This is a genomic window from Fundidesulfovibrio terrae (genome assembly GCF_022808915.1).
Lineage (GTDB): Bacteria > Desulfobacterota > Desulfovibrionia > Desulfovibrionales > Desulfovibrionaceae > Fundidesulfovibrio > Fundidesulfovibrio terrae.
On sequence record NZ_JAKZFS010000001.1, the window covers coordinates 1403473 to 1425326 of the forward strand.

General features: G+C 61.9%; 19 protein-coding genes. 8 read left to right on the forward strand and 11 right to left on the reverse strand.

Annotated features, from left to right (window positions below; all coding sequences use genetic code 11):
• The first annotated feature begins 149 nt into the window (after nucleotides 1-149).
• The 8 genes from ML540_RS06545 (at nucleotide 150) to ML540_RS06580 (ending at nucleotide 8673) form a co-directional block, all read left to right on the forward strand.
• Nucleotides 150-617 carry a C-GCAxxG-C-C family protein gene (locus tag ML540_RS06545; RefSeq protein WP_243359474.1) on the forward strand — a complete coding sequence of 156 codons (468 nt, stop codon included), beginning with the start codon at nucleotides 150-152 and terminating at the stop codon, nucleotides 615-617.
• Between the two features lie 30 nt (nucleotides 618-647).
• Nucleotides 648-1205: a putative zinc-binding protein gene (locus tag ML540_RS06550; protein WP_243359475.1), complete on the forward strand. Its 558-nt coding sequence runs from the start codon at nucleotides 648-650 to the stop codon at nucleotides 1203-1205.
• A gap of 136 nt (nucleotides 1206-1341) precedes the next feature.
• Nucleotides 1342-2136, forward strand: coding sequence for an arsenite methyltransferase (gene arsM / locus ML540_RS06555; protein WP_243359476.1), 795 nt, complete (start codon nucleotides 1342-1344; stop codon nucleotides 2134-2136).
• A gap of 11 nt (nucleotides 2137-2147) precedes the next feature.
• Complete coding sequence (gene sigZ / locus ML540_RS06560; protein ID WP_243359477.1) at nucleotides 2148-2738, forward strand: RNA polymerase sigma factor SigZ; 591 nt, start codon at nucleotides 2148-2150, stop codon at nucleotides 2736-2738.
• Nucleotides 2739-2857: 119 nt separating this feature from the next.
• Nucleotides 2858-3229 (forward strand): ArsR/SmtB family transcription factor, encoded by a 372-nt coding sequence (locus ML540_RS17770; RefSeq protein ID WP_279343232.1) that lies wholly within the window; start codon nucleotides 2858-2860, stop codon nucleotides 3227-3229.
• Between the two features lie 128 nt (nucleotides 3230-3357).
• Nucleotides 3358-4254, forward strand: coding sequence for a 4Fe-4S dicluster domain-containing protein (locus ML540_RS06570; protein ID WP_243359478.1), 897 nt, complete (start codon nucleotides 3358-3360; stop codon nucleotides 4252-4254).
• Nucleotides 4255-4270: 16 nt separating this feature from the next.
• Nucleotides 4271-5458, forward strand: coding sequence for an NrfD/PsrC family molybdoenzyme membrane anchor subunit (gene nrfD / locus ML540_RS06575; RefSeq protein ID WP_243359480.1), 1188 nt, complete (start codon nucleotides 4271-4273; stop codon nucleotides 5456-5458).
• Between the two features lie 83 nt (nucleotides 5459-5541).
• Nucleotides 5542-8673 carry a molybdopterin-dependent oxidoreductase gene (locus ML540_RS06580; protein WP_243359481.1) on the forward strand — a complete coding sequence of 1044 codons (3132 nt, stop codon included), beginning with the start codon at nucleotides 5542-5544 and terminating at the stop codon, nucleotides 8671-8673.
• Between the two features lie 518 nt (nucleotides 8674-9191).
• Here ML540_RS06580 and ML540_RS06585 read toward each other — a convergent pair.
• The 11 genes from ML540_RS06585 to cyoC all read right to left on the reverse strand — a co-directional run bounded on the left by ML540_RS06585 (nucleotide 9192) and on the right by cyoC (nucleotide 21846).
• On the reverse strand, nucleotides 9192-9953 hold the full coding sequence (locus ML540_RS06585) for an NADH-quinone oxidoreductase subunit B family protein (RefSeq protein ID WP_243359482.1): 762 nt from the start codon (nucleotides 9951-9953) through the stop codon (nucleotides 9192-9194).
• Nucleotides 9954-9996: 43 nt separating this feature from the next.
• On the reverse strand, nucleotides 9997-11508 hold the full coding sequence (locus ML540_RS06590) for a hydrogenase large subunit (protein ID WP_243359483.1): 1512 nt from the start codon (nucleotides 11506-11508) through the stop codon (nucleotides 9997-9999).
• Nucleotides 11509-11525: 17 nt separating this feature from the next.
• Nucleotides 11526-12959, reverse strand: coding sequence for a proton-conducting transporter transmembrane domain-containing protein (locus tag ML540_RS06595; protein ID WP_243359484.1), 1434 nt, complete (start codon nucleotides 12957-12959; stop codon nucleotides 11526-11528).
• Between the two features lie 4 nt (nucleotides 12960-12963).
• Nucleotides 12964-13605, reverse strand: coding sequence for a hydrogenase (locus tag ML540_RS06600; protein WP_243359485.1), 642 nt, complete (start codon nucleotides 13603-13605; stop codon nucleotides 12964-12966).
• Nucleotides 13606-13609: 4 nt separating this feature from the next.
• Nucleotides 13610-14515 carry a respiratory chain complex I subunit 1 family protein gene (locus tag ML540_RS06605; RefSeq protein WP_243359486.1) on the reverse strand — a complete coding sequence of 302 codons (906 nt, stop codon included), beginning with the start codon at nucleotides 14513-14515 and terminating at the stop codon, nucleotides 13610-13612.
• Between the two features lie 8 nt (nucleotides 14516-14523).
• Nucleotides 14524-16506 (reverse strand): proton-conducting transporter transmembrane domain-containing protein, encoded by a 1983-nt coding sequence (locus ML540_RS06610; RefSeq protein WP_243359489.1) that lies wholly within the window; start codon nucleotides 16504-16506, stop codon nucleotides 14524-14526.
• A gap of 54 nt (nucleotides 16507-16560) precedes the next feature.
• The gene (locus ML540_RS06615) at nucleotides 16561-18567 is read right to left on the reverse strand and encodes a proton-conducting transporter transmembrane domain-containing protein (RefSeq protein WP_243359491.1); all 2007 of its coding nucleotides are present in this window, start codon (nucleotides 18565-18567) and stop codon (nucleotides 16561-16563) included.
• 53 nt (nucleotides 18568-18620) lie between these two features.
• A complete protein-coding gene (locus ML540_RS06620) occupies nucleotides 18621-19334 on the reverse strand; it encodes a PTS sugar transporter subunit IIA (RefSeq protein ID WP_243359493.1) in 714 nt (237 codons plus the stop codon).
• A gap of 671 nt (nucleotides 19335-20005) precedes the next feature.
• Entirely contained in the window at nucleotides 20006-20938 is a 933-nt protein-coding gene (gene cyoE, locus ML540_RS06625; protein WP_243359495.1) for a heme o synthase, read from the reverse strand.
• Nucleotides 20905-21228, reverse strand: coding sequence for a cytochrome o ubiquinol oxidase subunit IV (gene cyoD, locus ML540_RS06630; protein ID WP_243359497.1), 324 nt, complete (start codon nucleotides 21226-21228; stop codon nucleotides 20905-20907). Before cyoD ends, cyoE begins: the two co-directional genes overlap by 34 nt.
• Nucleotides 21229-21846 carry a cytochrome o ubiquinol oxidase subunit III gene (gene cyoC, locus ML540_RS06635; protein ID WP_243359498.1) on the reverse strand — a complete coding sequence of 206 codons (618 nt, stop codon included), beginning with the start codon at nucleotides 21844-21846 and terminating at the stop codon, nucleotides 21229-21231.
• Between the last annotated feature and the right edge of the window lie 8 nt (nucleotides 21847-21854).

Here is a 21854-nt window from a genome sequence, read left to right on the forward strand (position 1 = left end):
CCTCGTGTTCGGGATTTCCGATCAACCATATCAAGAATAATCGTTATACCTGATCGAAGACTGTTGTTAAACGGGTATCCAGATCGAAATAGGATGTCAATCGGGACGCGCAGACGCGAACCAGGGACACAAACACAAGGGGAACCTCCATGAACAAGGAACAAGTGGAACAGCGGACCTACGAACTTTTCCAGGGCGGGCTCATCTGTTCGGAGTCCGTGCTCACAGCCGTACTCGAAGCATCCGGCGTTTGCGTCGACGGCTTCGCCCCCCGGATGGCCACTCCCTTCGGCGGCGGCGTGGGCCGTTGCCGGGAGGAAATGTGCGGCGCGCTGGCCGGCGGGCTCATTGCGCTGGGCATGGTGCAGGGCCGCGTGAAGGCCGGTGAGAGCTGGGATGACATCGCCGCCAACGCCTCGGAGTTCAGGGAGAGGGTCCGGGCCATCACCGGACACACCCGCTGCAAGGACGTGCTCAATGCTCTCGGTCCCCAGGAGAACCTGGAGAAGTGCAAGCGTTTCACCGCACGCACTGCCGGAATTCTGCACGAAATACTCGAGATGGCCGAGCCCGCCGCCGCCCCCAAGGCATGCGGCTGCTGCGCTACGAAGAATTGAACGGCTTTCATCCATATGGAGGAATGAATCATGAGCTGCGAAAAGGCCTCCCCCTCGAAACCCATGTCTGGTTGCGAGCAGCAGTATGAAACAGTGAACATCCTCAAGCCGGCCGGCGTCTGCCAGCTCTGCGAGGACTTCTCCGCCCGCGAATCGATCAAACCCGTGGCCGTCATGTGCTGCGAGGGATCATGCCTGCGGGGCGAGATCGCGCGGCAGGCGTCCAACATCCTCTGCCACTCGCTTCTGCCGGAAAGGACCGCGCGCGTCTGTCTCGGAGGCGCGTTCACCAAGAACACCGGGCAGCGCGCCCTGGTCCGCAACGCCCCCCGCGTCATCGCCATGGAAGGCTGCTTCCTGAAATGCGCCACGCGCATGATGCAGGGAGTTCTGGATGGTCTCGAGCCCGAAGTGGTCATCACCGATTCCCTTATCGATTTCGACCGCGATCTCTTCAGCGCGGACGAGATGCCCGAAGTGGAGATCATGGGGCACGCGCTCAACGTGGCCGAGCAGATCGCCGCCAGGCTCGGGGATCAGCAGCCTGCCCAGCCCTCGGCGGGTACGTGCTGCGCCTGCTCCCGGTAATCCTCATCAATGCCCCCTCTGGGCCCCCGTCGGAGCGAACCCAGCCCGGCGGGGGCTTTCTCATGATGCATCCTTTTCCGGCTTCTTCCGTCTTCCCTGCATACAACGCCGCTGAAGCGGCGACGGAGGTGACTGCATGAAAGGCGAAGATGCTGGCGAAATCAGGACAACTATACGCGAGCGGTACGCGAAGACCGCGCTGGGCAGTGGAGGCGGCTGCTGCGACAGCGGCTGCTGCGGCTCGAAGGAGCCGGCCACGGCTGAAGAACTCGCCTTGAGGATCGGCTATTCCCGGCAGGAGCTCCAGGCCATGCCGGAAGGGGCAAACATGGGCCTGGGTTGCGGCAACCCCCAGGCGATCGCGGCGCTCAAATCCGGCGAAGTGGTGGTGGACCTGGGGAGCGGCGGCGGCTTCGACTGCTTTCTTGCAGCCCGCCAGGTCGGGACGGCCGGAAAAGTGATCGGTGTGGACATGACACCCGAGATGGTCGAAAAAGCGAGACGGAACGCCCAGTCAATCCAGTGCGGCAACGTATCCTTCAGGCTGGGCGAGATCGAGCACCTGCCCGTCGCGGACGGGGAAGCGGACGTGCTGATCTCCAACTGCGTGGTGAACCTGAGCACTGACAAGGCGCAGGTGTTCCGGGAAGCCTACCGGGTGCTCAAACCGGGGGGCAGGATCGCCATGGCGGATATCGTGGCGCTGGCGGACATCCCGGAGGAAATCCGGCGTGACGTCATGCTCCACGCCGAATGCGTGGCCGGTGCCGAACGCGTGGAAAAGCTTACGCGCATGCTGGAGGATGCGGGCTTTCACAGCGTGTCCATCCGCGCGAACACGGAGAGCGGAAAGATACTGGAGGAGATGTTCCCCGGGCTTGCCTTGAAGGGGATCATCGCGTCGGCAGTCATCGAGGCCGCCAAGAAGTAGGAGGGACGTCCGTGCGACACCGGCTGGAAACGATCTGGCATGAGCACAGGGATGAGCTCAAGGCATTCATCATGCGGCGGGTGAAGTCCCTGGCCGAGGCCGAGGACATCCTGCAGGACGTATCCCTCAAGATGCTCTCCAGCCTGAACGCGCACACCCGCGTGGTCCATCCGCGAGCATGGTTGTTCGCCATCGCCCGCAACGCGGTGGTGGACCATTTCCGGAACAGGCGCCCGCTGGACCCGCTTCCGGAAGATCTGACCGGCCACTGCCCTGATTCGGGCAGTGGCCCCCTTGAGGAGATCGGCAACTGCCTGGCCCCGATGCTAAGCGCCCTGCCCCCGAAAATCCGCGAGGCCATCGTCCTGGCCGATCTGGAAGGAGTGAAGCAGCGGCAGGTCTCCGAACGCCTGGGGATCTCCCTGGCGGCCGTAAAGTCACGCATTTTGCGGGGACGGACCCAGATGCGGAGGATGATCGAGGACTGCTGCCACCTGGAGCTGGATTCACGGGGGAGCATCATGGACTTTACGCCGAAAGCCCCTGGCTGTCCCGGTTGCGCCGACAACGCTCCTGCCCGCGATCATCACACGGCTCCTTAGCCAGACAAAGCCCGTCGGCCGTCCGGCTCCTCAATCTTTCCTGAGATGACACGTAACTGCTATAAAACGTGACACTTCCCCTTGCCTTGATTCTGATATTCGGATTAATGAATGAGACTATGAAGTCTATTTCCCAGTTGTTCAAGGCCTTGGGTGATGAGACGCGCCTGCGCATAGTCCACCTGCTCTCCGAGGGTGAATTGTGTGTGTGCGACCTGACCCATGCCCTCGGGATGCCCCAATCCACCGTGTCACGCCACTTGGCGCTCCTGAAAAACGCAGCCATCGTCTCCGACCGCAGGTGCAAGACTTGGGCGTACTACCGCCTGTCGGATGAAGCACGGCCCTTTGTCCGCGACATCCTGGCCGTTCTCGGCAAGCACCTGGCAGATTCGAATCAAGCGTGTATCGACCTAGCCGCCTTGCGGGAGTACCGCTCCTGCTCGGATAGAAATTGCGATCAACCGGCAACGCGAGGGAGGAAGGCATGAGCGCGATTTTTCCAGCCGATACTCCTTGATGCCATAAACAGCGCAGGGCGGAAGACAGGGACAAGACGACAGTTCTCTGGGTTCAAGAAAAGCCGGACTTCTGATGGCCTTCGGCAGGGAGAGCAGGCATGAGCATGAACCGACGAGCGCTTCTAAAGGCAGGGGCCGCCCTGGGTGGCTCCCTTGGCGTTGCGAACCTGGCGGCCCAGCATGAGGCACGGGCCGCGACCAACGCGGACCGGGTCACGAATCTTCCAGTCCTTGATCACGTCAAGGCCCAACCGGGCGAGGACGTGCTCATCCGCATGCAGCGGGAACTGGTCCGGGCCATGAACAAGCCCGTTGAGAAACGGCGCTGGGGAATGGTCATCGACACGCGCAAGTGCGTGGGCTGCCACTCCTGCAATGTGGGCTGCGTCATGGAGAACAAGCTCCCCCCGGGCGTAGTCTACCGGCCGGTGGTCGACCTGGAGGTCGGCGTCTATCCCAATGTCGGCCGAAAGTTCCTGCCCCGCCCGTGCATGCAGTGCGACAATCCCCCCTGCGTTCCGGTCTGTCCCGTCAACGCCACCTGGAAGCGCCCCGACGGCGTGGTGGAGATCGACTACACCATCTGCATCGGCTGCCGCTACTGCATCACCGCCTGCCCCTACCAGGCCCGGACCTTCGACTTCGGCCAGGACTGGACCGGGGGCGCCGCCACAGGCAAGGACGCCGCCCTGGCCCTGGAAACCGGCCGGAAATACCAGCATGAGCCTTCCTACGAGTACGGAACCGCCTGGCAACGCGGCGAGGGAGTCATTCCCAAAAGCCCTGTGGGCAACGCCAGGAAATGCATGTTCTGCGTGCACCGTCTGGAGCACTGCCAGCTGCCCATGTGCACCACCACGTGCATCGGACGGGCCACGTTCTTCGGCGATCTGAGTGACCCCAAGTCGCTGGTCTCCGAACAGGCCGTGAGCAACAACGCCGTGCTCCTGAAGCAGGAACTCGGCACCGCGCCCAAAGTCATCTACCTGGTCTGAAGCCAAGGAGGTCTCAATGGCTGCCTCTTCAGCACGTTCGACGCAACAATCCGGCCGATCGCCGCTTTTCTGGGGTCTATGGATCGCTGCCGCCGTCTTGGGCGGACTGGGTCTTTATCAACGGTTCATCCACGGCGACCAGGCTGCGGACTTTTCCAGCTATGTGCCCTGGGGCCTTTGGGTGGCCGCCTACATCTACTTCAGCGGCCTGTCCGCGGGCGCGTTCCTGATCGCTGCTGCGGCGTACACCCTGAAAATAAGGGCATTCCAACCCATCGCCCGGATGTGCCTGCTCGTGGCGCTGGTCACGCTGCTCATGGGACTCATGGCCATCGGCCTTGACTTGGGCCACATGGAAAGGGCCTTGCTGGTTTTCCTTCGCCCGCAGTTTCATTCCATGATGACCTGGATGGTCTGGCTGTATACGGCCTACTTCATCCTGCTGCTGGTCATGCTTTCGCGTGGCTCGAAGACAGCCGGGAGCCAGGACAACCTCGGGGGCTTGGGGCTTCTCGGCATCTTCCTGGCCCTAGGTTTCGCCGGTGGGGCCGGGAACCTTTTCGGCACCGTGGCCGCGCGCGAATACTGGCACACGTCGCTCTATCCCATCTTTTTCATGGTCGGCGGCCTCACTTCGGGTGCGGCCCTGGTCGCGGCCCTGGTGGCCTGGTTCTGGCCCGAGCGGGGTGACGCATGGAAGGAGCTGGTCGCCTTGCTTGGGCGCCTGGTGCTGGTCCTGGTGCTGGTGGAGGTCGTTCTGGAGGCGTCCGAGTATCTGGTCCCGGCCTGGTACGGAATCGGCTCAGGCTACGACATGGCGCAGTATGTTCTTTTCGGTCCGCATTGGTACGTCTTCTGGATATTCCACGTGCTGCTCGGCGTGGCCGTTCCCCTGACGCTCTTGGCTAACACCCGTAGCCCGGGCAGCATCGGCCTGGGTGGGGGGCTGGTGGCGGTCACGTTCCTCGCCGTGCGATACAATCTGGTCATCCCAGGGCTGATCGCGCCGGAGTTCCAGGGGCTGGCCGAGGCATACACCGACCCCGTAGGAGGCAAGCTTTCCTTCCTGTACGCGCCCACATGGTTCGAGTGGCAGGTGCTTCTGGGCATCGTCGCTGCGGGCGTGGCCCTGTGGTACGTTGGGATGCGGCTTTTCCCGATGGTCTTCCCCGGTTCTTCCCAAGGAAGCGAGGTGCGCTCATGAGTCAGGATCGCAATGAACGCAAGATTGATCGGCGGGCTGTCCTCGGCGCGTGCGCAGCCCTGGCCGGAGGCGCGGCTCTGAGCATGCTGGGTTGCCAACGCCAGGGGCAGCCGGGCGGCGATGTATCCGGGGCCGGGCCGTACCCTCCGTCGGACGCTTCGAACGTCCTGTACACGGCCTGTTTGCAATGCAACACCCAGTGCACCCTGAAGGTCAAATTCCAGGACGGCCTGGTCACCAAGATCGACGGCAACCCTTACAGTCCGGTGACCGTACAGCCGCAGTTGCCCTATGAAACGCCCCCCGTCGAGGCCGTGGCCGTGGACGGGGCCATATGCCCCAAGGGCCAATCCGGAGTGCAGACCCTCTACGACCCCTACCGCCTGCGCAAGGTGCTCAAGCGCACCGGGCCGCGCGGTGCCAACAAATGGAAATCCATCCCCTTCGACCAGGCCATCAAGGAGATCACGGGCGGCGGCCAGTTGTTCGCCGACATTGGGGAAAAGCGCGACGTGCCGGGCTTCAAGGACGTCATGGCCCTCAAGGATCCCAAGTTGGCCAAGGCGTTGGCCTCGGACGTGGACGCCGTGCGCAAGGGCGAGATGACAGTGGACGCCTTCAAGGAGAAGAACGCTGCCAACCTGAACATGCTCATCGACCCGGACCATCCGGACCTGGGCCCCAAGAACAACCAGTTCGTCCTGCAGGGCGGGCGTATCGCCCCGGACCGGGACGTGATCACCAAGCGGTTCACCTTCCAATCGCTTGGCTCGGTCAACTGGTTCGGACACACCACCATCTGCGAACAAGCCCACCACGTGGCCTTCATGTACTCCCTGGCCTCCTGGCAGGAGAGCGGCGGCAAGTACTCTTGGGGCAAGGGCCCCAACCACATGAAGCCGGACTACACCAAGGCGGAGTTCGTGATCTTCTGGGGCACGGGCTTCAACGAGGCCAACTTCGGCCCGACGCCCATGAGCCCCCGGGTGTCCCAGGCCATCGTGGATGGGAAGCTGAAGATTGCGGTCATTGACCCCAGGCTCTCCAAGAGCGCGGCCAAAGGCTGGTGGATTCCGGTCCACCCCAACGGCAACCTGGCCCTGGCCATGGCCATGATCCGCTGGATCATCGACAACAAGCGTTTTGACGAGCCCTTCCTGCGAAACGCCAACAAAGCTGCGGCCAACGCCAACGGCGAGAAGAGCTGGACCAACGCCACCTGGCTGGTGAACCCCAAGAACGGCAAGTTCCTGCGGGCTTCCGAGGCCGGGGTGGGCACGGAGAACCAGTTTGTGGTCCTGGTGAACGGGACCCCCACGGCCGTGGATCCGTCGGACGCCAAGAATCCGGTGGTGGGCGATCTGGACGCGTCCGCCACCCTGAACGGGGTGGAGGCATCTACGGCCTTCAAGACGCTCAAGGACGCCTCTTCCGTGAAGAGCCTCGAGGAGTATGCCCAGGTCGCGGGCCTGGAGCCCGGGCAGATCGAATCCCTGGCCCGGGAGTTCACTAGCCATGGCAAAAAGGCGGCCATCGACTTCTATCGCGGCCCCATCAAGACCACCTACGGCTACTACGCGGCCCAGGCCATCATCGTGCTCAACTTCCTGATCGGCAACGTGGACCACATGGGCGGGTTCATGAAGGGCGGCGGCGCCTGGGACGGCTCCGGCAACAAACAGGGCCAGCCGTTCCCTGTGGGCAAGATGCATCCGAACGCGCTCACGCCGTTTGGCGTGAAGCTCACCCGCGAGAGTTCCGGCCCCTACGAAACGACAACCCTCTTCAAGCGCGACGGCTACCCGGCCAAGCGGCCCTGGTTCCCCTTCACCGACGACGTGTACCAGGAAATCATCCCCGCGGCCTGCGCCGGGTATCCGTATCCCATCAAGATACTGTGGCTGCACTACGGCACCCCGGCGTTCGCCACTCCCGCCGGGCACCTGCAAATCAAGATGCTCCAGGACACCCAGAAGATTCCGCTGTTCATCGCCACCGACATCGTGATCGGCGAGACCAGCATGTACGCGGACTACATCTTCCCGGACCTTTCCTATCTGGAGCGTTGGTCCAACCCCCTGGGCACCAGCCCGGTGGTGCTCTCCCAGATCAGCAAGTTCCGCCAGCCCGTGGCCGCGCCCATCCCGGAAATCGTCACCGTGGACGGCGAGGAGATGCCCATCAGCATCGAGACCACCATGCTGGCCCTGGCCAAGAACCTGGGCATGTCCGGGTTCGGCAAGGACGCCTTCGGCCCTGGAATGAACCTCAATCGACCCGAGGACTTCCACCTGAAGATGATCGCCAACCTGGCCGCCGGGGACAAGCCCGGCAACGAAGTGCCCGAGGCGGACGAGGCGGAGCTGGCCCTGTTCCGCAAGGCTAGGCGGCATCTGCCCAAGGGGGTCTTCGACGAAGCCAAGTGGCAGGCGGCCGTGGGGCCCATCTGGAAGCGCGTGGTGTATCTGCTCAACCGGGGAGGCCGCTTCGAGCCCGCTTCCGGGGCCTATGCCGGGGCGTTCTCCGGCCATCCCTGGGCCAACCAGTTAAACATCTACGTGGAGCCGGTGGGCGCGGGCAAACACTCCGTGCAGGGCAAGCCCCTCTCGGGCGTGCCGCGTTACGAGGTCCAGGAGCACTTCGACGGCAAGCCTGTGGCCTTCCCGGCCGAATACAACCTGGAGCTGATCACCTACAAGGACATCCAGGGCACCCAATCGCGGACCCCGGGCAACTATGTCGCGCAGTTGGCCATCGCGCCTGAGAACTTCGTCTTCGTGAACGCCGCCGATGCGGAACGCCTGGGACTCGTTGACGGCGACCTGGTGCGGGTGGAGAGCGCCAGCTTCAAAGGCAACATCGAACTGGGGCCTGGCCAAGCGCCGAGCCTGGTGCAAGGAAAGCTCCGCCCCACCCAGGGCATGCGGCCCGGAGTGGTGGGCATCTCCTTCCACTATGGGCACTGGGCCTACGGAAGCCGCGACGTGGAAATCGACGGCCTGCGGATTCCCGGTGAACTGGCGCGCGGCAAGGGGCTCGCGGCCAATCCGGCCATGGCCGTGGACGGCTATCTCAAGGACGTGTGCCTGACCGATCCCATTGCTGGGGACAGCTCCTTCACTGGCACGCGGGTGAGGCTGGTCAAGGTGGCGGACGCCAAGCGCTCCACCATTCCCGCCTCGGCCTGGGTTCCGTTGGGATGGGCCAAGCTCTGACGGCCGGCGAGAACGGAGCGGTTCACCTTCCGGTAGCGCTCTCATGGGGTACGGGGGCGATAGCGCTGGCGGTATCCGTCATGACGACGGGCCTTGCCGGGTGGCTGGCTTCCAGGAGGATGGCAGGAGCATGCGTGATGGACGCATTGAGACAAACCTAGCCGTCGCGATCATGAGCGGGGATCAGGCCGGTGATCCGGTCTGGTCCCCGGAATCCTTCAGGGCAACCGGCAGCTATTGAAGTTTTCTGCAGGAAGGTTGTTGCTTGTCGTCTGGTGTGAACCCGCATCCAAGGGACCGCCATTCGTTTCCCGCCCGGCGCATTGCCCAGTAACGATGCTCGGCAATGTTTCGGCGTCCAGCCTCGTCAATCATGGGCTGGATTCTCTTCCACCACTGAAGCAGCCTCGAGATGGGTCCCTTCAGGCTTGACATGGCGGGTTCCCCCGATGTTTGTTGTTCAGCCGGAAAACTTATGTATGCATCGTGTCGTCACCATCGTTGTTTCTTGTTGCTTGTTAGATTCTTCCAAGAAGACGGAGCAGGCCGTCGAGAATTGTCAGCGGATGCGGTGGGCACCCCGGTATGAAGAGGTTGACCGGCATATATTTGCCTGATCCATTGTTGGACTGCGCATGGTCGATGTATGGGCCGCCGGAAATTGCGCAAGCACCGGATACGATCACAATCTTTGGTTCTGCAACGGAGCGTAAAGTCTTTTCCAGGCCAAGACGCATGTTTTGAGTTACTGGTCCTGTTATCAAGAGCCCATCCGCGTGGCGCGGGGACGCGACAAACTGGATGCCGAAACGGCCGAGGTCCCAGCCGACAGTGCCCAGGACGTTGATGTCCGCCTCGCAGGCGTTGCAGCCGCCCGCGCTGACTTGGCGCAGTTTGAGCGAGCGGCCGAATATCTTCATCAAGTCGCCGTCGAGGGCGGCCTCGTGGGGCGGCCCCTGCCGGTTCGGTTCAACGATCAGGTCGGAGCGGCAGCGCGCGGCCAACTGGTGGTCGGTGGTGAAGGTGATGGCGCTTTGCGGGCATGCCGCCTGGCAATCGGCGCAGAAGAGGCATTTACCCATGTCGATGCGAACGACGTCCGCCACGGTCACGGCCCCGGTGGGGCAGGCGTCGGCGCAGGCGCGACAGCCCGTGACGCACTTGGCGGCGTCGATGCTCGGACGGCCTCGGAACCGGTCCGGCAACTCGGGCGGCGACCCTTTGGGGTACTTTATCGTGCGATGCTTCTGTTGCAATCTTGCCAAAAGAACACTCAGCATAACTCATTCCTTGTTTGTGCAAAGAGTGGCATCAGCCGGTTTGTCACAGATCATGCCCGCAATAGGAGAGGTTGAAGCTTTTGTTGCATAGCGGGAAATCGGATATCTGCTGGTTGCGCAACGCATACGCCAGGCCAGTCCAGTTGCGGAACGACGGATCGACGATCTTGTAGCGGCTGAAACGGCCTTGATCGTCGGTGATGGCCACGTGGCACACCTCGCCACGCCACCCTTCATCGATGGAGACCGCCAGCCGGTCGGGCATGAGCGGACCAATCCTGTCCCGGGCGCTCCCGGATGGAATGGCCCTCAGCTGCTCGCGGATGAACGTGATGGAGTGCTGTATTTCCAGCCAGCGGACGTATGCGCGGCCGAAGACGTCCCCGGTTTCATACGTGGAGACCGGAATGTGCGCAAAACGGTAGGAGCCTGACGGCTGGTCGCTGCGGGCGTCGATCGGCAGACCCGAAGCGCGGGCGGCCGGGCCGACGATTCCAAGTTCCAGGGCGACGCGCATCGGCAGACGGCCGATATTTTCAAAGCGCGCCATGGCCGAGGGGGTTTCCCAGAGCAGGTTCACGGCCACGGACGTATCCTTCTCGGCCGCGTCGATCAGGCGCAACAGTTTGGCCACGCGAGCGTCATCCACGTCGAAGCCGACGCCGCCGGGGCGCACCATGCCGCGGCCGAAGCGGCTCCCGCACAGCAGGGCGGTCATGTTGAGAAAGTCGCCCCGTATGCGGCCGCAGTAGCTGGCGGTGGGCAGGAAGCCGATGTCGTTGGCCAGCGCGCCGAGGTCTCCGACATGGTTGGCGATGCGTTCCAACTCCAGGGCGACGCCCCGAAGCGCCTGGGCCCGGGCTGGTTTCTGGCAGCGGGACAAGGCTTCCAGCACCCGGCAGTAGGCGATGGTGTGGGCGACGGTGGTGTCGCCAGCGAGGGTCTCCGCGTAGTGGATCGAGCGCGCGTTCGGGCCTCCGATCAGGGCCTCTTCGACCCCGCGATGCTGGTATCCGAGGGCGATTTCCAGGTGGAACACCTGCTCTCCGTGGCACTGGAAGCGGAAGTGGCCCGGTTCTATGACTCCGGCGTGCACCGGGCCCACGGCGACCTCGTGCACCTCTTCGCCTTCCACGCGGTAGAAGTCGCAGACGCCGGGCAGGATGGGAGAATCCTTGGGGCGGTCCCAGGCGTCGCGGTGCGTCCACGAGTGGTGATAGCGGACGGGCTTGAACCAGGGATGTCCGTCTGGCTTGAGGCCGAACTGCTCGGCGAGCTCGCGTTCGAAGAGGTGCACCTGCGGGCAACGGGGCGTGAGCGACGGGAACCGGTCGCCGGCGACCTCTGTCCGGACGACATGGAGCCTGTTTCGTTGCGCGTTGACCAGAACGGCGAATATCTGGGTGATTTCCGGCTGCCGCGTGGCGGCGCCGAAGAGGGCGGCGACGCGGTGGCCTGCCTCGACGGCGTCGGCGACGATGGTCTGGAAGGCGTCGGGCGCGAGCAGGGCGATCGCCTCGAGTTCAACGGCTTGGCCGTTCACCAATGTGACCATTCGAAGTTGTTTCGGGTTCATGGTCTGCCCTTCAGGAAATGCACGGCGTCGTTGAGTGCGGCGATCAGTGGAGAGGGAATATATAACCCCAGGACCAGGACGCAGGCCATCAAGAGAACCACCGGCATGGTTGTGAGGATGTCTTCGCGGTACGGCGTGAAGTTGACCGCCGTGGACGCCCGGCCCTGGACGACCTGGAGGACGGTCGAGCCCATGCCGATGAAAACGACCAGGAGCAGCAGGAGGAAAAAGCCTCCCGTGGCGAAACGTCCGGCGTCGAAGGCTCCGTTAAGGATGGAGAATTCGCTGATGAAGGGGCCGAAGGGAGGAGAGCCGGTGATCGCCAGGAACCCCGCGAGGAACAGCGCCCCGGAGAAGGGCAGCCGGCGCATCGCCCCGTGCACCTGGTCGATGCTCTTGCTGGCGTAGGCGCGGTGGATGTTTCCCGCGGAAAGGAACAGGACGCCCTTGGTCAGGCCGTTGGTGACCACGTGCAGCAGCGTGCCGAACAGGGCAGGTCCCCCGATTCCCAACCCGATCGCCAGGATGCCCATGTGCTCGACGCTGGAATAGGCCAGCATCCGTTTGAAATCCCGCTGTCCGACCATGAAGAGGCCGGCCACGGTCATGGAAAGAAATCCCATCAACAGCAGCAGCCGCGAAATGTAGGCGCCCTCTCCGGCGGCTTCGCAGATGTGGTACACGCGCAGCAGGGCGAGAAACGCGCAGCTCGTGACGCCGCCGGAAAAGATGGCTCCGACCACTCCCGGCGCTTCTCCGTAGGCGTCCGGCTTCCATGTGTGCATGGGGGCCAGCCCCATCTTCGTGCCGTAGCCGACCAGCAGCAGGACGAACGCCGCGTGCAGCCAGGACTTGGAGAGCCTCGGGGCGTTCAGCAGCAGGTCGTCGATGGCCAGGGTCGGCTCGATCCCCTGGTGCAGCGACGAGTATGCCAGGAAGAACGTGCCCAGCAGGGCGAGGGCGATCCCGACGGAGCCGATGAGCAGGTACTTCCAGGTTGCCTCGATGCTTTGTGGCGTCCGGTTGAAATAGACGAGCGGGGCGGTGACGAGCGTGGTGGTTTCTATGGCCACCCACATAAGCCCGAGATGTTGCGACAAGACCACAAGGCTCATGACGCTGAGAAAGCCTGTCAGGCACACGCAGAACACGCGGTTGAGCTGTGTGTCGCGGTAGTGCAGGACTCCGACGGCGTAAAACGAGCAGAGCAGAAACAGCACGCTGATCATTGGAAGTATGATGCGGCCAAGGGGGTCGAGCTTCAACCAGGGCGAACCTGCCGTCATCTCGGGGTGCATCAGGAGGAGCGCAGTCAAGGACAAATGCGCAACGGCGGCCAGGGGCAACAGCCATGGCCTCGTCCTGTTGGACGGGATCGATGCGGCGACAGCGGCCACGAAAAGGGGCACGGCAATCAGGGCGAACTCCATGGCGTCATTCCTTGAGTGTAACCAAACGGCGCGTGTCCATCGATGAAAACGCCTGGTTGATGTGGTTTGTTATGATGCAGATTACGAAGATGCCCACGAAAAGGTCCAGCAGCGCGCCCAATTCCACGATCAGGGGCATGGATTCAATCAGGAGCATGCCGAAGATGTATATCCCGTTCTCCAGAACAAGGTAGCCGACGACTTGGGTAAGAGCCTTGTAGCGCGTTATCAGAATGATGAAGCCGGTGAACACCGTTGCGATTGATGTCGGCACGAGCAGTTTGCCCACATGCTGGGAAGCAAGGGGGAGCTGGCTGGCGAAGAGCAGGGAGAAGGCCGTCGCGACCGCGCCGAGAATGATCGAAGGCAACAATCCGATCATGGGCTCGATTTCCCTCTTGATCTGAGCCTCACGCAGTGCGTGGACCATGATGAGGGGGATGACGATGCCTTTCAGGGCTATGGCCATGACCGCAACCAGTACGGCGGGGAGGGTCAGATGCTGATGCACGACGAAGGGGATGATGCCCAGCAACGCTCCCTGGGCGGACACAGCCTTTATGATCGTGTTGATGCGGCTGGTTCCCAGCGAGAGCAGGTTCAGCACCAGGACGATGACGAGGATTCCGTTGAGATAATTGTCCATTGTGTCACCTGATCAGTAAGAGAAACCCGAATCCGCAAGAAATCAACGCGAACACGAGAAGGTACGGCACATGGCGCATCTGAAGCCTGGCCATGACGGATTCCACGATGCCGACCGCCACGGCCAAGCCCAGCATTCCGGCGACGAACAGGGGCCAATCGAGCCAGTCCGTGCTCAAGTATGACGGGGTGAGCACGTGCAGCAGCACCGCGCCGAGAACGAAAAGCTTCAGGCTGGCGGTGTAGAGGATGACGCCGAGCAACGGCCCGCTGTGGTCGAGCACCATGACCTCGTGGATCATGGTCAATTCCAGGTGTGTGTTTGGATCATCCACGGGTATCCGGCAGTTTTCGGCCAGCAGCACGACGAAGAGGCCGATGGCGATCAGGATCAAGGGGGCGCTGCCCATCACCGAGGCGTCCACCGAAGCGCGCAGCATGTCGCTGAGCGTCAGTGAGCCCGAAACTTTCGCCAACACCAGGAAGGCGAAGAAGACGGCCGGTTCGGAAAAACAGGCGAAGGTCACTTCCCGGGCCGCGCCCATCCCTTCAAAGGACGAACCGGTGTCCAGCGCCGCGGTTGTCGTCAGGAACCGGGCCAATCCGAAAAGATACGCAAAGAGGATGAGGTCGCCGGTGAAGGTGATGGGGGCTTGTATTTGGCCAAAAGGCACCAGCAGGCCGGCCGCCACCACGGCGGCCAAGGTTATGATCGGCCCGGCGATGAAGATCCACGTCGTGGTGTCGCTGAGCACGATGCCTTTGCGCATGAGTTTGAGGATGTCGTAATAGAGCTGCAGCAGGGGCGGGCCGACCCTGCCGCCAAAGAAGGCCTTGGTCTTGTTGATCACGCCCAGCAGCAGGGGGGGCATGAGCAACAGGAGCAGGACATGGATTGTTGTGCTTGCCATGAGTGACCTCATAGTGATCCCCAGAAAATCAAAGCGAATAGGATTGTGAGGATATAGATCAGGTAGAGGTGGGTTTGTCCTTGCTGTATCACGCGAAGGGTCGAGAAATACTTTCCGCAGACGTGGAACAATGGAAAAGCGAAGCGGTCCAGGACCAAGTCGAGGACGGTGCTTTTGAACTGGTCCTGGGCCGGGAAAAGGCCGCGTAACGCGGGCCGACTGTATTTGGGAAGGATGATGAACGTGAACAGGTGGACGATGGACTGGACAAAGGACGACCCCGTATACTGCATGCGTGCCGCCGGCCGGGCGTAGCCGCAGTCCCAGGTGTTTGTCTTGCGTATCGTTCTGGTGCGGAGGAACATCCTCAAGGACAGGGCGAGGGCTCCCACGGTTGCCAGGAGCAGCAGCCCCATCACGGAGATTGAAGAGAAGGGCGCAAGTGCGGCGAGTGACAACCCTCGCGGGCCGTCCAGAACAGTCCATGTCCGCACCGCCTTCTCAAGCACCGGTACGGCGGCCATCGGGAACAGACCCAGCCCGGCGCAACCGGCCATCAGGATTCCCATGGGTATGAGCATACTGGCGTGCGGATCGTGCGCGCCGCTTGCCGCGTCGCTGCGGGGCGAGCCGAGAAACACTGTGCCCAGCAGCTTCACGAAGCAGGCCACCGCCATCGCGCCGACAGTCGCCAGAACGACCGCCCCCACCGCCACTGCCGCTCCCGGCCTGCCGGTCGCCGGGTCCAGGGCGCCGAAGAAGCCCAGATACAGCAGCCATTCGCTGACGAATCCGTTCAGCGGGGGGAGGGCGGAGATGGCGAGCGCGCCCACTCCGAAGGAGAACGCCGCCTGTGGCATTCGCTTGGCCAAACCGCCCAGGCGGTCCATGTCGCGCGTGTGCGTCGCGTGGATGATAGCCCCCGCGTTGAAAAACAACAGCGGTTTGAACAGGCTGTGGTTCCAGACGTGCAGCAACGCTCCACCCAGCCCCAACACGATCCAGTCGGCGCGTCCGAGCGAGCGGCCCAGCAAGGCCAGGCCCAGGCCCATGGCGATGATGCCGACGTTTTCGATGCTGCTGTAGGCCAGCAACCGTTTGATGTCCCGCTGGCCTATGGCGAAAGCGATGCCCGCGATGCCGGTGACTCCTCCGACGCAGAGCAGCGTCCCTCCCCACCACGACGCCTCGGCGGGAAGCAGTCCGGTCAGCCGCACGATGCCGTATATGCCCATCTTCAGCATGACGCCGGACATCACCGCAGAAACATGGCTCGGCGCGTTGGCGTGTGCGCCCGGCAGCCAGACGTGCAGCGGCATGAGCCCGGCCTTGAATCCAAAACCCGTCAACGCCAGGAGGAATATCGCTCCGGCCATGCCCCCGGGCATCGCGTGCGCGGGTTCGAGGGCGAACGAACCCGTGGCGTGACGCCACAGCGCGAACATGGCGAAGAGGCAGAGCGTCCCCATGTGGGTGGCGATGAGGTAGATCCAGCCTGCCTGGCGCACGTCTGGATTGCCTTCCTCCGCGGTCGCCGCGAAGTAGGCCGAAATGGCCATCAATTCCCACGCGATCAGCAGCAGCACGCCGTCCCGCGCGATGACCACCATGGCCATCGCTCCGGCCAGAAACCCGCAGGACAAGCCCAGGCGGCGTCCGCTCCGGGGGTGCTCGAACGGCTTCCAGTACCCCCATCCGTAGAATGATCCGAGCGTCGGCACGACGAATATCGGGCCCAGGAACAGGAGGCTGATCGGGTCGACGGCCACCGCGAACCGTCCCCAGGGAAGAAGCCACGGCAGGCTAATGGACTGCGGATTTGCATCATTGAAAGCCGCAACCATGCCGCACAGCCCAAGCGTGCTGCCGACCGCCATGACCACCGACGCGACTCGCTGGCCTGTCGTGGATCGCGCCGCGAACATGCACCCGATCAGGCCGCTCAAAGGCAGCAGCGCAATTCCAAACAGAATCGTTTCGACACCGGACATTACACAAATACCTCAGTATGACCGCGAAATGTATTTATATATGCATGTATTGCGTCAACGCACAAACAGCCGTGCATAGAACTCTTCCATGGGCATCAAAGCACATAGCATCACGAGGAGCGTCGTCAGAATGTACAGCACGTAATGCTGCGTCAGTCCTCGTTGAACCCAGTGGACCCAATGAAACAGCCGCTCGAAAAAATGGCCGACAGGGACGAGCAGCCTGTCCATCACCGCGTCGTCGACATGGCTGTGCATTTTCGACGGACGGGGGAACGGTCCCCCAAGACGGGGGAGATGCGTGCGGGGACGAAGAACCCAGCGGAACACCCTGACGATCATCTGGGCAAAAGAGGATGCGCTGTATTGCATGCGCGTGGTCGGCCTGGCGTAGCCGCAGTCCCAGGTGATGACCTTGTAGGCCCGCCGGCCGCGAAATGCGGTGGCGACGGCGACCACTGCGGTCACACAGGCTATGGCGATGGAAATGCCGCCGACGGTGCCCAGCGGCACCAATTCGTCAATGCGCATCGGCGCTTGCCGTATCCCGTCCGTCCAACTGGCCGTCGCGGCGTTCAGGGCCGGACTTGCCAGCATCGGGGCCAGTCCGATCAGGACGCAGCAGGCGGCTAGAACGCCGATGGGCGCCAGCATCGAAAACGGGGACTCCTGGGCGAGAGCCGCGCCGCGCGTGCGCGGGCTTCCCAGGAAGACCACGCCGTACACCTTCACGAAACAGGCGACGGCCAGCGCGCCGATCATCGCCAGCCCCGGAACGGCCAGAACCAGGCCGGCTCCATTCCCTCCGTTGGCGATCACGCTTCGGAGAAGGCCGACATAGACGAAGAACTCGCTCACGAATCCGTTCAGAGGCGGCAAGCCGCAGATGGCCACCGCGCCCAGGCAGAACATCGCCGCCGTCCAGGGCATGGACTTGGCCAGCCCTCCCAACCGGTCGATCTCCCGCGTTCGCGCCCCGTGCAGGACCGAACCGGCGCACAAAAACAGCAACGACTTGAAGAGAGCATGGTTCCAGACGTGCAGCAGGCAACCGGCCAGACCCAACGCCACCCATTCGGGACGCCCGGCGGAGCGTCCCAGCATCGCCAGGCCGAGGCCCATCAGGATGATGCCGATGTTCTCGACGCTGTGATACGCCAGCAACCGTTTCAGGTCGTGCTGTCCAAGGGCGAACACCACGCCCAGGAGGCCGCTGACGACGCCGAGGAGCAGGATCAGGCCGCCCCAGCCAACGGGAGGGTCGGGAAGCAGGGAGAGCATCCGCAAGAGCCCGTAGATGCCCATCTTGAGCACGACCCCGGACAGGATCGCCGAAACGTGGCTGGGGGCGTTGGCGTGAGCGCCCGGCAACCAGAAGTGGAGAGGCATCATGCCGGCCTTGAGGCCGAAGCCGAACAGCGCCAGCAGGAACAGGCAATTCTTGACGCTCTGGCTCAGGGCGTCGCTGGCGGCGGGAAGCAGCCCATAGGAACCGGTCGCCCAATGCCACAGCGTGAACAGCGCGAACAGGGCCAGGGTGCCGATGTGCGTCGCTATCAGATATACCCAGCCGGCTTGGCGGCACTCGGCGCGATGGTCCTCCGTGCTGACCAGGAAGAACGCCGCCAGCGCCATAACCTCCCATCCCAGCAGGAAGGCCATGGCATGACGGCTGATGACCAGCAGCACCATGCCGAGCATCAGCAGGCCCCAGAAAAGAGGCAGCTTGCGGCCGCTCCGGGGATGTTCGCGTTGCCGCCAGTATCCGAGCCCGTAAAGTGATCCGAGTCCGCCGCCCAGAAATATGGGGACCAGAAAGAACGCGCTCAGGGCGTCGACGCCGATGAAGCTCCGGCTCGCGGGAGGCCATGGCAGGACAAGCGTCGCGTCATCTGGGGCGGCGTAGCCCAGGTAGGCTCCAGCCAGGCCGAGAACCGCGCCGAGGGCCATCAGGGACGCGGCGATACGCTGACCCCAAGGCGAGGTCCTGGGCGACAACAGGCCCGGAACCCCGCTCGCGCCCATGGAGCACATGGCCGCCAGGATCAACGTGAGAGCCACGGAGAACCCCATGCGCGGTCATGAAGGTCGACGCGTCGCTTGTCCAAGGCGGTCTACCTGATGGGGACGGCGCTGCCGCTGGCTAACGCGGTCTGCGCCATCTCTATGCTTGATACCGTCTCCATCAGTTCCTCTTGCGAGGCCTGCCGCTTCAACGCCGCCTTGAAGGTCTTGTCCAGCAGCGCAAAACTCAGTCGCGACAGCAGGTGGAGGTGATCCCTGACCGTCGGGCTGATGAGTGTAAATAAAATGTTGACAGGGAGGCCGTCCGGGGCGCCGAAATCTATCGGATGATCCAGGAAGCAGAGCCAGATCGAGGGGTTGGTCACATGCAGGACGACCGGGTTGCGAACGTGGGGGATGGCCACGCCGTCTCCGACGCAGGTTGAGCCAAGGGCCTCGCGGGCCAGCAGCACCTGGTAGAGGAAGTCCTTGTCCACTTCCTCCTCTTCGGGAAATGAGAGCGTGTCGATCACTGCCCGCAGCACCGAGGCCTTGTCGTTGCCCCCTACATGGTAGAAAATTCCACCAGCCTTCAAGCTTTCAAGGAGAGAGGGGAGGCGCTCGTCTTCGGTTTCGGCCTCAAGAAAAACTTCGGGGGAAGCCAGGATACGCCGGGAAGACGCCCATTCCAGCAGCTCCACCCGGTTGAACCGGTACTCTTCGTTGATCTTGTAAAAAGGGATGGCCTCCTGTTTGATCCAATCGTAGATATCTTTTGTGGGTACTTTCAGAATATTTGCTGCGTCACGAACCGATAGTTGCATTGCTCCCTCGCGAAATTTTCTAGTTGTTGAGGCTAGAGTCTACGCAATTTTCGCCATGCGCTGGTCCTGTATCCCGATGCAGTCCGATTTATAAGCGTTTCGCTTTTTTGTGTTTGTTTGAGTGGTGTTGAAAGATGAAATGATCCATGTTGTTTGTGGTGATAAGCGGTATGTTGATTTTAAGAGAGTGGATTGGATATGTGCTATGTGTGTAATGTATGTAGCTTTTGCTTCTAGAGCTGTTGTGTTCCCTGTGGGCACAAGTTGTCCTCACAAGGAGTTCTGGGTGTCATGTCGGTTTCCGCGCGTTGTCACAAGACTCCGTTGTGGATAATCTCAATGTGCGTCCGCGAGAGTATATTCTGGATGCTTCGTAACTATAGCTCAGTAAGGGAAGGTGTCAACGGCTATTATACGTAAACAATAAGTGTACTAAGAAAACAAAAAGTAGACAAAAGGGTTGCGCGTGGCGGGGGGCGGTGGGTGCCCTCGTGGTCGTTTTCTGGGGCGCGAGTGTCGTGTCGGTTGTGGCTGCAAAAGGAGGCTAGGCTCCCGCACTGCATCATCACTGGCGTGCGGAGCAACGGCCACTTGCCCCAAATTGCCTTCCGGCAGGGGGGCGCTTCTCTGTGTGGTTGCTTCTGCTTCGTAAGGCGTGGAGCGGCTCTGCGCTACAACTGCCCCATGGCGATCATCCCCGCAGGGGGCTTTGCGAAGTCGATCGACATCATGATGCTCAGGATGAAGATGGTCAGGATGGAAAAGAGGTACAGCCTTCTGGACCAAAGACGATCGTCGCATGTCTTGTACCCGTGCAAAGCCATGCACAGCCAGCACAAGCCCAGTCCGGTGGCGACGGCAAGGTAGGCGTGGCCTGCGTATCCGAAGGCGGTGAGCATCTGGGCCCCGAGGATAAAGGCGACGGTATGCCAGATGATGTGTCTTTTTGTCGCAGAGATACCTGATCTGACGGACATTACGGGAATTTTTGCTGCAGCATAATCGTTGTACCGGAAAATAGTGATCGCATACGAATGCGGTATCTGCCAGAGGCTGAAGATGGCCAATACCAGCAGCGCGCCAATATCGAAGGTGTTCCTTGCGGAGCAATAGGCCGCAAGAGGCGGTGCAGCCCCTGCTAGGCTTCCGATGATCGTGCTGTAGGCGGAGTTGCGTTTCAGGTATAAGCTGTAGACGCCGACGTATATCACGAAACCCGCCAGGGCGATGGCCAGGGTCAGCGGGGTAGTCCCCGCCGAGAGTATTGCCGTGCCCGCCATGCCCAACGCAGTGGCATAAACAAGGCTCCCTTTCAGTGAGATTGCCCCCGTGGCAAGTGCGCGGCCACATGTTCTGGTCATGTCTTTATCTATGTTTCTGTCGATATAATTGTTGAATATGCATCCAGAAGCCACAACACAGGACAGTCCTGTCATAACAGACAGGAAGTTGGTGATGGACAGGTGTCCTTGAGCGGCAAGAAAAAAAGCGCCTGCTGCTGATATCAGGTTGGCGGCGACCAGTCTTGGTTTTGTGACAAGAAAATAATTCTTGAGCACTTCTGATGATCTTACATCCTGTAGTGCAGACTGTACATGATCCATATCGAACCGCCTACAAATAGGAATATTATGAAAAATGTAAACAGCAATGACATTAAATTCCAGTGCATTGCGGATGAGGTGTCAAGGTGGAGAAAGTAGTGTAGCTGTACGAAAATCTGCAAGATGGCTGTTGCGAAAATACAGAAAACAATGGCGGAGTGGGAGAGCGCCCCGGTCATGACCAGCATGAAGGGGATGAGGGTGAGAACGATGGAAAGAACGAATCCAGTCGCATACGATTTGATGGAGCCGCTGCTCGCGCCGGCGTTGGTCTGGTGTGCCTGGTTCATTTACAGAACCCCCATCAGGTAGACGACGGTGAACAAACCGATCCAGACGATGTCGAGAAAGTGCCAGAACATGCCCAGCCTCATGAGCCGGGCCTGGACAGGCGCGGTCAATCCCTTGGCGACCGTTTGCACCATCATGACCGCCATCCAGAGCATGCCGAAGGTCACATGGAGGCCGTGGGTGCCCACGAGGGTGAAAAACGCGGAAAGAAAGCCGCTTCGCTGCGGCCCGGCGCCCTCGCGGATCATCGTGTGGAATTCGCTCGCTTCCATGGAGAGAAATCCCAACCCCAGCAGAAACGCGGCCGCGAGTCCCGCCAGGACCAGGCGCTTGTCCCCCTTGTGCATGGCCACCATGGCCAAGCCGAAGACCGCGCTGCTGCACAACAGCAACATGGTTTCCAGCAGGGCGTCCGGCAAGTGGAAGAGTTCCTTGCCGGTGGGCCCTCCGGCGTAGTTGTGGGCCATGACCACATACGTCGCGAACAGGCCGGAAAACACGACGAGGTCGCTCATGAGATAAATCCAGAAACCGAGCGCCTGGGTCGCGGCCACGTCGTGAACCTCGTGTTCTCCTGTGGCATTCACGGGCATGGTCAAAGACTGCGTCTGCATCATGCACACCC